Source organism: Nostoc sp. (assembly GCF_036917465.1).
GTDB lineage: Bacteria > Cyanobacteriota > Cyanobacteriia > Cyanobacteriales > Nostocaceae > Nostoc.
Map to the genome: position 1 here is coordinate 41,513 of NZ_JBALDL010000056.1, position 13,143 is coordinate 54,655.

At 42.7% G+C, this 13,143-nt stretch carries 10 protein-coding genes; 4 read left to right on the forward strand and 6 right to left on the reverse strand.

Annotated features, from left to right (window positions below):
* Positions 1–21: 21 nt before the first annotated feature.
* The 3 genes from V7K38_RS11720 to V7K38_RS11730 all read right to left on the reverse strand — a co-directional run bounded on the left by V7K38_RS11720 (position 22) and on the right by V7K38_RS11730 (position 3,826).
* Positions 22–276, reverse strand: a complete 255-nt coding sequence (locus V7K38_RS11720; RefSeq protein ID WP_334857926.1) for a hypothetical protein — start codon at positions 274–276, stop codon at positions 22–24.
* A gap of 149 nt (positions 277–425) precedes the next feature.
* Entirely contained in the window at positions 426–3,488 is a 3,063-nt protein-coding gene (gene ppc, locus V7K38_RS11725; protein WP_334857927.1) for a phosphoenolpyruvate carboxylase, read from the reverse strand.
* 101 nt (positions 3,489–3,589) lie between these two features.
* Entirely contained in the window at positions 3,590–3,826 is a 237-nt protein-coding gene (locus tag V7K38_RS11730; protein ID WP_334857928.1) for a hypothetical protein, read from the reverse strand.
* A 436-nt stretch (positions 3,827–4,262) separates the two neighbouring features.
* Between V7K38_RS11730 and V7K38_RS11735 the strand changes: the two genes are divergently transcribed.
* From V7K38_RS11735 to V7K38_RS11750, 4 genes are all read left to right on the forward strand, one after another.
* A complete protein-coding gene (locus V7K38_RS11735; RefSeq protein ID WP_334857929.1) occupies positions 4,263–7,274 on the forward strand; it encodes a DUF1574 domain-containing protein in 3,012 nt (1,003 codons plus the stop codon).
* 147 nt (positions 7,275–7,421) lie between these two features.
* Positions 7,422–8,921: an MBOAT family O-acyltransferase gene (locus tag V7K38_RS11740; protein WP_334857931.1), complete on the forward strand. Its 1,500-nt coding sequence runs from the start codon at positions 7,422–7,424 to the stop codon at positions 8,919–8,921.
* 458 nt (positions 8,922–9,379) lie between these two features.
* Complete coding sequence (psbA, locus tag V7K38_RS11745) at positions 9,380–10,462, forward strand: photosystem II q(b) protein (RefSeq protein WP_334857932.1); 1,083 nt, start codon at positions 9,380–9,382, stop codon at positions 10,460–10,462.
* A gap of 174 nt (positions 10,463–10,636) precedes the next feature.
* Positions 10,637–11,146, forward strand: coding sequence for a DUF29 domain-containing protein (locus V7K38_RS11750; RefSeq protein ID WP_334857934.1), 510 nt, complete (start codon positions 10,637–10,639; stop codon positions 11,144–11,146).
* A gap of 7 nt (positions 11,147–11,153) precedes the next feature.
* On the opposite strand, the gene V7K38_RS11755 is transcribed toward V7K38_RS11750, so the two are convergent.
* From V7K38_RS11755 to V7K38_RS11765, 3 genes are all read right to left on the reverse strand, one after another.
* Positions 11,154–11,363, reverse strand: coding sequence for a type II toxin-antitoxin system HicA family toxin (locus tag V7K38_RS11755; protein ID WP_334857935.1), 210 nt, complete (start codon positions 11,361–11,363; stop codon positions 11,154–11,156).
* Positions 11,360–11,563 (reverse strand): type II toxin-antitoxin system HicB family antitoxin, encoded by a 204-nt coding sequence (locus V7K38_RS11760; protein WP_229494755.1) that lies wholly within the window; start codon positions 11,561–11,563, stop codon positions 11,360–11,362. The genes V7K38_RS11755 and V7K38_RS11760 overlap by 4 nt, the downstream gene beginning before the upstream one ends.
* A 290-nt stretch (positions 11,564–11,853) precedes the next feature.
* Entirely contained in the window at positions 11,854–12,699 is an 846-nt protein-coding gene (locus V7K38_RS11765) for a GNAT family N-acetyltransferase (RefSeq protein ID WP_334857938.1), read from the reverse strand.
* Positions 12,700–13,143: the final 444 nt, after the last annotated feature.

Below are 13,143 nucleotides of genomic sequence, written 5' to 3' on the forward strand. Positions count from 1 at the left end.
GACACCTTTTTCCTGCCGAGATTAATCACGAACTTGCCGCGTCACCAAACCCCCAACAAACCCGCCTAAAATAGTTCCCGTCCATAATCCTGTTGTGCTACCTTGCCATATTGCTCCTGGTGTCATCCAAGCGTTGCACATCTCTTTGAAACCCCAAGGTTGATTTTGGCACTTTTGACTATGCAGCATTATGGTGATTTGCCCACTGATGTAAGCACCAAAAAAACCTGATGACAGCGCCAAAAAAGTGCAAACTAAAACTCTGTTTTTAATCATTGGGCATTGGGCATTGGGCATTGGGCATAAGAGGTAGAGGAGCAGAGGGGAAAAACTTACTGTAACTTCACTCTAGGGAACTCCAAGAAATAAATTATCCAATTTCATCGAATCAAAACAACTTACTCTCCCCCTGCCCCCTGCCCCATTCACCCTGTATTTCTCATCCCAGCTGCAATCCCATTAATAGTTAACAATGCTCCTCGGAGTAACTCCCCTTTGCTGTAACGAGAATGGATGACTCCAGAAGTAGCATTACTATTCATAGATTGGCGTAGACGTTTGAGCAGGGAAACTTGGATAAATCCCAAGGGGACAATTGTGCCATTACGTAACTGTACAGATCGCTGCAAAACAGGATCGCCATCTAACAGTCGATTGTGATCGGTGATTTTCAACACCAAATCTCTTGTGAGATAGAACTCGCTGGCAATTTGCTCAAAAACCTTAGCAAAACGAAGTTGATCTTCTGGTTTTGACAATTCCTGAACGTAGTGATGTGCCATTTGCATATCTACTTTTGCCAAAGTCATCTCGGCTTTAGAAATCACCATTTTGAAAAAGGGCCACTTAATGTAAAAGTAGCGGAGCAATTTCAAATGTTCTTCTGGTTCTTCGTCCAAAAATTCTTGGACAGCTGTGCCAACGCCATACCAGGAAGGAAGTAAAATGCGGGTTTGTGTCCAGCTAAATACCCAAGGAATAGCTCGTAGACTACTTAAATCTTTTTTACCAGATGGACGGCGGGCTGGACGGGAACTGATTTGTAGCTGGCTAATTTCTTCAATGGGAGTTACTTCGTGGAAGAAGTCAACAAAATCAGGCTGTTCGTAGATTAAAGCCCGATAATGTTGACGCGATCGCGCTGCTAATTCTTCCATAATCTCATTCCAGGGTTCAATGTCATCAAACCCTGTCCGCAGCAGGCTAGCTTGAATTACGGCAGTGGTAATGGTTTCCATGTGGTATAATGCCAAGTCCAACAAGGAATATTTAGAAGCCAAAACTTCTCCTTGTTCGGTAATCTTGATTCGCCCATTGATACTATGACCGGGTTGAGCTAAAATCGCCTCGTAAGCAGGGCCGCCACCCCGCCCCACAGAACCGCCGCGTCCGTGGAAAATCCGCAAACTTAGATCGTAGTTTTCTGCTATTTCTTGCAGTGATTTTTGGGCTTTATGAATTTCCCAGTTGCTACTTAAAAAACCAGAATCTTTGTTGCTGTCAGAATACCCCAGCATTACTTCTTGTAAGTTCACGGGGAGAGGGGAGGCAGGGGGGGATGAATTTTCATCGACATCTTCTGCCTTTATCTGTTCGTAGCCGCCGGCTAACAAAGCCCGATATAAGGGGAGTTCAAACAGTTTTCGCATGACGCTTCGGGAGCGTTGTAAGTCTTCTACTGTTTCAAATAGGGGGACAACTTGAATGGTTCCCACGGCTATGGCGGGGTCAAAAAGTCTGGCTTCTTTGGCTAACAGTAAGACTTCTAGTACGTCGCTTACGTCGCGGCACATGCTGATAATGTAAGTTTTGCAGATGTTGAGGCCAAATTCTTGTTGGAGCGATCGCACGACGCGAAAAGTTTCAATTACATCGTTGGTTTTTTCCGAAAATGGCAATTCTGCCGGAATTAACGGCCGACGAGTTTGTAGTTCTCCTGTAAGCCAAGCAACTTTTTGCTCCTCAGAGAGTTCGTTGTAAGGCTGAGGTAATATTTGCAGGTATTCCAGGATCTCATTCAGCGCATCGGCGTGGCGGGATGATTCTTGACGAATATCTAGTTGTGTCAAGTTAAAACCGAAAATTTCTACCTGACAGATGAGATTTTCTAATTCTCGACAGCTTAAACCTGTTTCTGTCAAGTTGCGCTGAATCATCCGCAGTTCTGCTAAAAAATCGTCTCCTGAACTATACAGGGGACTATCTTGATTTTTTGGCGTTTCTCGATTGTACAAAGCAAGATTGCGATCGCGAGTATTTTCGAGCCGTTTCAGTACATAAGCTAGTTTGAGCCGATAGGGTTCTTGTCGATAACGCAACGCCAGTGAGTCGTACACTTCACTCAACTGGGATTGATCTAACTCTAGAGATTCCAGCAAATCTGGCAAGACATCACTCCAGTGCATCGACACACTCAATAATTCAATCAGATTTTTCACTGACTGAATATATCTCCCCAGCACCATTTTGCGTTGATAGCAAGCTGTTTGCCAGGTGACTTCTGGTGTAACTGATGGGTTTCCATCCCTATCTGAGCCTACCCAGGAGCCGAAAGAGCAAAAGTTTTTACTCGGTGGTTCTAGCCAAGGAAAGGTACTAGATAGAGTGTGTTTGAAACGTTTATAAAGTTGGGGAATGCCATCAAATAAAACTTCTTGGAAGTAGTGCAGGGCATAATCTACTTCATCTAACACTGTAGGTTTAAACTGGTGAAGTTCGTCGGTGCGCCACCAAAGGCGAATTTCTTCGAGCAATTGTTCGCGGACATCTGCTGCTTCCCAAGGATATGCTCCTGGTGTATTACCAGAATGGTTTTCCAAAGCATCCAGCTTTTGCAAAAGTTGCACCACCTGACGCTGCTTATCGCGGATAGTATGACGAACAATTTCCGTCGGGTGCGCTGTGAAAACTAAACGCACATCAAGATGAGCAATTAGACGTTGAATTTGCTGGGGTGGTACATTCAATTTGAATAAATAGGGAAACAAAGCAGCGAAAGTCCCTTGTGGTTTGACTTGCGCTTTTTCTAGATAATTTTTTCTCAGGAAGACTGTTGCTATTCCCTTACTAACCGGCGCATCATCTTCCCTTTGATTAGACGAATAGTTGGCATTGGATGGTGTTACTGGCTCTATAGCCTCTGTATCTGCCTCATAGCGACTCAGTTGCTGCCGTTGCTCGTATTCTTGCTCAATGATGTTAATCAGCTGAAAATACAGAGCGAAAGCCCGAGCCGCGCGGATTGCTTCGTTGATATTTAGTTGTTCAATTAATTTGACGGCTGAAGATGCTTGGTCATTTCTTGCCTGTCCTTCTGGCGAACACAAATCGCGCAGTTGCCGCAATAAGTCTACCATGTTTTGACCGCATTCTTGCCGGAGAACTGACTCCCACAATTCTTCCACTACCTGGAGACGATGACGCAAAAATAATTCCGACACCGGGTATATATCCGCAGTTTGAGACGAAGAGTATAAAAGGGAACCCATATTCTCTATCTTGTAAAGCTAATAACTGTTTACGCTTCTAGGTTTTCTACTGAATGCTCATCGGGTTATTCCTGAGCAAATAATTTTTTGGTGTATATTTTCTAAGTTTGATCGGTTTCACTATCCTCTGGGAAGTCGAGAATGGGTAGGCGATCGCCTCGAAACAATTCTTCGCTGGCTTCCCCTATGCTTTCTAGTGCCTTTACGGTAGTTTTTCCGGTAATGAGCAACAGTAATATAGACGCTGTACCTACTTGTAAAAGGAACGATTTAGGAATGGTAAATAAATCGAGATGGGATGGCGGGTTAGTTGCGGGTTCTTGGTTGGCAGGAGTCATTGCTAATTTTTGGTTATGGGAATATGAGTCAAAAGGAGTTTGGAGAGACGCAATGAATCGCGTCTGTACAAGAGTGAGGAGTTAAGATGACTCCAAGCATAAAAGGATCGAGTTGAAATGAGATAAGCTTGTTGTCTATTTCGTCCATCAGGCGCAGTAGAGACGAGTCCGGGATTAAAGGACAAGTCATCAGCTACTCATATAGAATTATTCTGACTTCTGACTTCTGACTTCTGACTCCCTATTAGTAAAATAAACGCAAAACTCAATATTAGTCAGACTTGCAACCTGTACAAGACTATCTTGGCCGATTTTGTGAGCTACGAAGGTAACAAAATTGTTAAAAAAAAACGTCAGAGTGTGATAAACAGATGGTTCTAGTTTACAAGTGCAGGCACTATCCCCCAACAATCGCTGACTGTAAAGTTAAGTTCCCATGAAAACAGTATTACCAGATCGCCAGCAATCCTTAGTCCAATGGGTAAGCCAAGCCACAGGGATTAACACTTTCGGGGTGAAAGTCCGGTTACGGGGAAATGACCTTCATATTCTTTGTGAAGGTACAGAATGTCCACAGCGTTGGCGTACTTTGTCTGATTTGCTGCAAGCACTACAGCAAACAAACTTAGATACTCTCACAAGCAGCGAACAAACCTCAATATATCAAGTATTTGTCTATGGCCGAAGAAAAGGGGAACAGCGCCCTAAATGGTGCCATCGGGTTTACTTGAATCAAATAGATAAGCATCTGGAGCAGGTAGAGCAAGCCTTGCTAGCAGACTCGCAAAAATTAAAACAATCGGCTGGGGCGCTAATTGTCTCTAACGAAAGTTTGGCACGTCAAGGGAACCCAGAGGCGATCGCCAGATATCTCAGCGAAACTCTGAGTACTTTGGGTGTATCGGTACAGGCAAAGATTAAGCCATATAAATCAAATAATTCTCAGGGGGAAGAAAATCGCCTGTGGATATTTTGCCAATCGAGCTATAGTCCTGATGCATCTTTGCTTGCGGAACCAATAGCACAAAAGTTGCGTTATCTCAAGCTTTCCGGCTACCAAGATGCTGTAATTGTTTCCCAAGTAAGGGGTGAAACTGCCCCTGATTGGCTGCTGCGGGTTGATTTGACACCAGCAGAGGTAATGCTCAAAGAATGGGCGCGCTGGGGAGATATCCAAGCGATCGCGCGATTATTAACTGAGGTATTGTCAGAGTTAAAAGTTGCTGTCCAAGTTTCTCTGAAAGAATCAACCCTACATATTTTTTGTACACCAGCTTTTGATCCTTTAGGAACTGCCCCAATCCCCGACAAAGCGGTGTGCTTAGAGGCGATTTTACCCCAGTTAGAAGCGATCGCACCTCAAGGCATTCTTGCCGCCACTATATACGGACAAAAAGCAGGCGACACACAACCCACTTGGATTGATTGGCTAGCTTTACCCGCCACAACCCATCCCGCCTTTGCCCCATCACCCCTAGATTTGGCCAATACTGGCGATGAACCAGCGATCGTATTTTTACTGGAGCGTATACTCAATCCTGATTTGGATTGGCGTTTATTGACAGGTGGAATTCGCGTCCTTTTGCTGAACAAAAATGATTTACTGCACATCTTATGTGATGCGCCTGTTTGTCCAGCGCGTCAACAAGTAGCAAGTAAAATTACGCAGTTTATCCGCCATTTGAAAATTCCCGGTATTATGGGAATACGTGTATACGGTCGCCGGGCTGGGAATAAAGAACCTTTTTGGAACTATGGCGTTGATCTCGAACATCGCCAACGTTTAGTACCAGAAGCAACCCCAGAATTCGCTGCTACTTCTAAATACATTGACGATCTCGTAACCTCTGAGACTAGTGAGCCAATTTTGCGCCCCGATTTAACCACACAAGAAGTTCAAAGTTTTGTAACAGAAGTAGCGCGAGATTGGATAGCAACGACTAGTGCAACCGCGAAAAAATTCTTGTTAAAAAGCCAGCTATTTACCGAAAGCCACCAGTCAGCAGAACAAAATCCTGACGATCAAGGACTTAAGATTGCTCTAGTTTGGGGGATGCTTGGATTATTACTCACTCTCCAAACTGATTGGGTATTGGGTCGAATTATTGCACAGACTAAACCGAGCTTGCCCAAAGTGGCCAGTGTTTTACCTTCACCATCTGGACAAAAGGCATCTTTAACATCTGGGAAAACTCAAACCGAGAAAACGCCATTTTTTAGCAGCACTTCTAAAACAAAATCTCCTGCAAATCAGAGTTCTGTATTTAATGCCTCTGAGTTTACGCAAAGTGATGAGACTCCGATAAATAATTTGGCAGCCGCACCACTGAAGGAAAAAGCAACCGCAACAGCTATTCTTTTAGCAGCGCGATCGCAGATGCCAAGTTTCAATGTTAGGCAGTTAGATGAGCAACTGGCACTCTATAAACAGCGTTTGGCTATAAATGGTACACCGCCAGATGTATTGGTTATTGGTTCCTCCCGCGCCCTCAGAGGAGTAGATCCAGGAGAACTTTCTAAAGCTTTAGCGACTCAAGGTTATCCAAATATTGACGTATTTAACTTTGGAATCAATGGTGCTACTGCACAAGTTGTAGACTTTCTGCTTCGCCACGTACTGGAACCATCAGAACTGCCTAAAATAATTGTTTGGGCAGATGGGGCCCGTGCTTTCAACGGTGGACGCGAAGATATTACCTTTAAATCCATTGCTGCATCAGCTGGTTATAAACAAGCATTCCAAAAAGCGCCAACGACTGCAAATAGCAGCGATTCAACCGAAAACCAGGAAATTTCCGGTGAACAGAAAGTAAAAGAAGAAAAACAGGAGATTAGCCCATATCAAGCTGTCAACGATTCATTAAATCAGGCTCTAGCATCTCTTTCTGGTAGCTATGCAAACCGCGATCAAATAAAAAGTTTATTGCAAAAACAACTGCTTATATTTGGTAACAATCAAACAGTTGCATCACAAAAACAGCAAACAGACGGAACCTCAGATGAGAGTACTTCCCAGCAAGCAGTTGATTTTGATGGCTTTCTAGCTTTGTCAATCCGCTTCAATCCTGCTAGATACTATCAAAAACATTCTAGAGTTCCCGGAAATTACGACAACGACTATAAATCTTTTCAAATAGAAGGACAGCAAGATACTGCTTTCCAAGAAGTGCTTCAGTTTACCCAGTCTCAAAAAATTTCCTTAGTGTTTGTCAACATGCCTCTCACGGCAGATTATTTAGATCCAGTGCGTACAGGATATGAGCAAGAATTTCAGCAATATATGTTGCGTCAAGCGACTAATCCCAACTTTATCTATCGAGATTTGAGCCAAAGGTGGCCAAAAGCCAATGACTACTTTTCCGATCCCAGCCACCTCAACCGCTTTGGAGCATACGAAGTTTCCAAAAAACTGGCTAACGATCCCATGATTCCTTGGCCAGTGAAGTAAGGATAGGGAGACAGGGGAGCAGGGGAAGATGAAGGAAATAAGAGAAAAGAGTTAATTTTAATTCTGTCCAATACCCCATGCCCCTGTTTGGCCAATGTCCCATGCCCAATGCCCCATGCCCAATAACAAATGACAAATGACTAAAAAATGAACTTTATATCAATTTTCTATGGGCTATTCTTGCTGAGTGTTTTAGGGATTTACTGGTCTTTAGCACAAGAAAAATTACGATTATGGACGCTGCTAATTGCTAGTTTAGTTTTCTATTCATCTTTGCATATCCAGTACATACCATTGCTATTAGCATTGACGTTTATCAATTTCCGTGTGGGGCTGGAGATTGGTAAAAATACATCACCAGGAAAGCATTCCCTTGACTGGCAAATCTCTAATGAAGAGTGGCAATTTGCTCAAGGTGATTGGAATCGTCGTCGTCTAAAAGTTTTGTGGCTAGGTATAACTCTCAATGTTTTACTATTATTAGCTTTTAAGTATTTTACCCCTTTATTTAAGTTTGTTTTCAATATCCAAACAAACTCACCAGATAGCTCTTTTAAATTGATTGCACCTTTGGGTATTTCATTTTTTACCTTTGAATGCATTGCTTATTTAATAGATGTCTATCGCGGTGCGCCTGCTAGCGATCAGTTTCTCAAATTTGCCACCTATAAATTATTCTTTGCAAAACTGATTTCCGGCCCAATTACGCGCTACCACAACTTAGCAAATCAATTCAATACGCTAGACTTTCCCAGTGCCGATAGAGTAGCACAGGCGCTATGGTTAATTGCTAGAGGCGCAGTCAAGAAAGGTATTTTTGCAGACCATCTGGGAATTTTTGTCGATTTATGTTTTGGTAACTTACAACGGGCGGGTAGTACCGATCTCTGGTTAGCGACATTCGCCTACGGCTTGCAGTTATATCTAGATTTCAACGGTTATGTAGATATTGCCCGTGGCAGTGCTTTGCTTTTCGGCTTAGTTTTACCTGAAAATTTTGACTTTCCCTACTTTAGCACCAGTATTGGAGAATTTTGGCGGCGCTGGCATATCACTCTAGGAGATTGGCTAAGAAACTATGTCTACTTTCCTTTGGGTGGTTCGCGTCAGGGTTTAGTCCGTACCTGCTGGAATTTATTTACTGTGATGCTAATAGCTGGTATCTGGCACGGTGCTGCTTTGGGTTATGTAGTTTGGGGCATATTCCACGGGTTAGCCTTGGTGATTCATCGACTTACAGATGCAATGAGCGATCGCTTTGAAAATCTGGAGCAATTCTGGCAAAATCCTTTAGGTATCTTCTTTGGTTGGTTCTTAACCCAACTCATGGTTTTTACCTCTTGGATTTGGTTTCGTCTACCTAATCTCGAAGACTCTTCTTTGGTAATTCGACACCTTTGGGGTTATCCTGCTGATGCCCAGTTTGCTCAAAAAGTCTATGTGGATGCCTTAAATATCAGCCAATACCAACTCACTTGGGTACTTCTAATTTTAGCTGCTCTTATGGCTGTAGTCTATGCCTTCAACCGAATGCTGAAGTTAGAGTTTAACTGGCCTATTAAGCTTGTCTTTGTTCCCATCTGTTTCTACGCTGTTTGGTTATTAGCTCCTGAAGGCAGTTTGCCCTACATCTACTTTGATTTTTAAGTTTCTAAGTAAGTGGGTCAAATTAAATATCAAACCTCACCCTGCCTCCGGCTTCCCTCTCCGATACTTTGGAGAGGGATTGAGGGTGAGGTTTGATCTTATATTTAATTACGCCTACCTACTTACAAACAATTACAGCAACATAAGATAACGTACAACTTATTATTTCGTTACAAATTAGTTGGGGTTATTTGTAAAAGAATGTAAAGACAATAAACTAGGCGATCGCATAGTTGAAAACTATAGCTTAATATCTCTGGAAAAGCCTCAATTACTTACTTTGATAGCTATTAACCATCTAAGGAAAACTTTACATTTTGATGGGCTTGTTAAAGAAATTTATTACACAATATTAAGTCAAAGCTCCTGTCCAAGTAATTTCATGTAGACTCTAATTCAATAGGCAAAAACAATATTTGCTTGTTCCATTTTTAACAAAAAATAGCACTTATAAAATAATGACCACAACCTTACAACGGCGCTCCGACGCTAACGTATGGGATCGCTTTTGCGAGTGGATTACCAGCACTGACAACCGGATCTACATCGGTTGGTTTGGTGTCCTAATGATCCCAACCCTACTAGCTGCTACTGCTTGCTTCGTAATCGCATTTATCGCAGCACCTCCAGTAGACATTGATGGTATCCGCGAACCAGTCGCAGGTTCTTTAATCTACGGAAATAACATCATCTCTGGTGCAGTTGTTCCTTCCTCCAACGCTATTGGCTTGCACTTCTACCCAATTTGGGAAGCTGCTTCCCTAGATGAGTGGTTGTACAACGGTGGCCCTTACCAGTTGGTAGTTTTCCACTTCTTGATCGGTTGCGCTTGCTACCTTGGTCGTCAGTGGGAACTTTCTTACCGCTTAGGTATGCGCCCTTGGATCTGCGTAGCTTACAGCGCACCTTTGGCTTCTGCTTGTGCAGTATTCTTGATCTACCCTATCGGTCAAGGTTCTTTCTCTGATGGTATGCCTTTGGGTATCTCTGGAACCTTCAACTTCATGATTGTGTTCCAAGCAGAACATAACATCTTGATGCACCCCTTCCACATGTTAGGTGTGGCTGGTGTATTCGGCGGTTCCTTGTTCTCTGCGATGCACGGTTCTCTAGTAACTTCTTCCTTGGTGCGTGAAACCACCGAAACCGAGTCCCTTAACTACGGTTACAAATTCGGTCAAGAAGAAGAAACCTACAACATCGTTGCAGCCCACGGCTACTTCGGTCGTTTAATCTTCCAATACGCTTCATTCAACAACAGCCGTTCACTGCACTTCTTCTTAGCAGCTTGGCCTGTTATCGGTATCTGGTTCACCGCTTTGGGTATCAGCACGATGGCGTTTAACCTGAACGGTTTCAACTTCAACCAATCAATCATTGACTCTCAAGGTCGCTCCATCAGCACCTGGGCAGACGTAATCAACCGCGCTAACTTGGGTATGGAAGTAATGCACGAGCGTAACGCTCACAACTTCCCCCTAGACTTAGCTGCTGGTAAAGTTACTCCTGTAGCAATGACTGCTCCTGCTATCAACGGTTAATTCTGAAGATTTAGCTAAATAAGAAACGCCTCCCAGAAATGGGGGGCGTTTTTTGTTCTAGGTGAATTAGTTTTTTTCTAGTTTAGTTTATAGCGATCGCTCTTAATAGCAGAATTACCGGAGTTTGAGACAGTTATACAATAAAAGCAAAGACGTTGAGGTTAAACTAACCTAATGCGTGTACCTGAAACAAACCCAAAGATACCAAACCCTTTGCCTTCACCAAGCCTCTACGAAACTGATTTTTATGCTTGGACACAGGAACAAGTTACTTTACTTCGTAATGAGCAGTGGAGTCAGATTGATCTGCAAAATCTAATTGAGGAGATTCAATCTTTGGGTAAACAGCAACGTCAAGAACTGCGAAACCGTCTGAGTGTGTTGATTGGACATTTACTAAAATGGCAATACCAGTCGCAACGCCGTAGTCGTAGCTGGTTAGCAACACTTCGTATTCAACGCTTAGATATTGCTGAACTACTTGAAGACAATCCTAGCCTAAAGCCTTACCTTGAAGAAGCACTTTGCAAAGCCTACCTTAAAGGTGTCGAATTAGCTGTTGGAGAAACAGATTTGTCCAAGCGAACCTTTCCGGTAGAGTGTCCCTACAGTTTGGCAGAGATTGTGGACTATGATTTTTACCCTGGTGAACCAAGCAAGTTAGTGGATGAATCAGAGCAGTAATTTGAAATTAAAGTAAATCTTCTTCAGATAGCTGGGCTATTTTCATCAAGGCTTTCAAGGTTCCAACTTTCAAATTTTGATTGCGGTGAACAGGAATTGACAGGATTTTTTGTACTTCCGGGTTTTCATAAATATGATGACTGCCAGTAATTCTTTGCAAAACCCAACCTTTTTGTTCCACAATCTTACAAAGTTGCTTGCCAGAAATCGATTTCATACAGCAATTTCGACAACTTGATCTGTTGACTCAATTGCATTACGACTGTTTGCAACTTCAAGCCAACCTTCAATAGCATCTTTTAAATTAGTCATCACTTCTTCTATGGTGTCTCCTTCGGTAATACAACCAGGAAGCGCGGGAACCTCTGCCCAATAACCGCCTTCTTCTGCTGGATGAATAATTGCTCTAATTTTCATAAGCCTGTTGAGCTAGTTTGTGAGAATATGCTAACAACCATAACTGTTTGCTCTTAACTGTGGCTATTCAAATTAATGTTGTCCACTTCAATAGAGTGTTAATCTATGCTAACTGACTGCCTATACTTCTCTTTAAAGTTCAAGCAGACCCAGCAGATTATAATCATTTATTCTTCCTTTTTTAAAATCTAAATATTCTTGATATGTTTTGAGATCGTGTTGCTCAACATCTCTAACAAATCTTTTTTCTCACTGTTAATTGTTGAATTAGTTTTCTTCACCAACTGTTTCTAACCGACTTCCAAACTTGTCACACCAAACACACGATTAATAGGTAAGCTAGGCATTCCTTTGGTATACATCCGAGCAGTTTGAGAGATTGGCTGTAATCCATAATGTTGAACTAAAGCGATCGCTTGTAAGTTGATATCTGGCACATCAATAAAGACTGGAACATCAGGATTTTGTGCAAGCAAGGCAAGAAATAGGGCTTCAGCAATTTTCTCATCATTGGCAAACAACGGCCCAATCCTTAAACCTGTATAAGCAGGGCGGATAACTCCATAACCAGTAAGATACCCATCTTTGAGAACCCCTAATGCAGCACTTCCTGGTTGCTCAATCCAATGTCGCAGAAACAGCGATCGCTCAGAGGGAAAAAGTTGGCAATCGTAAGCCAGTAATTTCTCAAAAGGTACTGTTCTTAGTTCAACAATACCAGGAGGCACAATACCTTTGCCAACCCCTTGATAACGAATATGGTTGTAAGCAATTTGGAAACCAGACTTTTTGTAATTATCTTGTTGAGCTATTACGCCATCTAAACCGATGTTACGGTCAGTAGATAGATAAGCGATCGCCTGATTCCAAATTTGTATACCCAATCCAAGCCCACGATACTGCGGCTTCACAATGTAAAAACCAAGAAAGCCGAAATAGCGATCGTAAGCTACGGCAGAAACACACCCTACAGGCTCACCGTTCAACTCACCCAAGAAAAAACCGCGCTCGTCAGTTTGATAAAAAGATTGAGCATCATACCTGCCTGGATTCCAGCCTTCGGCTGCTGCCCAAGTAATCGCCAAGTCCACTTCCGATCTGTTCATTGGGCGAAGGATGAAGTTGTCTGTGGTCATAACATATTTTTACTGCTGGGCTGTCAATTATTTAAAGTCGCTTTGGCAACCATAATGATAACTCTTAACATTTTTATACTAGACCTCTTGCATAAATCAAAAATATAAGAACCTCACCTTGCTAAGGCTAGGGTGTACACACATCTTTGTACAAACCCAAAATCGTTGGAGATCCCCCTAAATCCCCCGATAAATTGGGGGACTTTAAGAGACTTTTGCCCCCCTTTTGAAGGGGGGTTGGGGGGATCAAAAGCCTATGAGGCCACTCTCAAAGACTTGTGTGTACACCGTAGCCTTGCTAAGGGGAGGGTTGGGGGTGGATGTTAGGGACTTTTGCAATAGGTCTACTTAATAAGCTGTTCCACATTTAGTTTGCAATAGCAGCATTACCTTTATTTTTTATTTTTCTTCCCCATTTAATTATTAACTCTCCCTGATTTAACA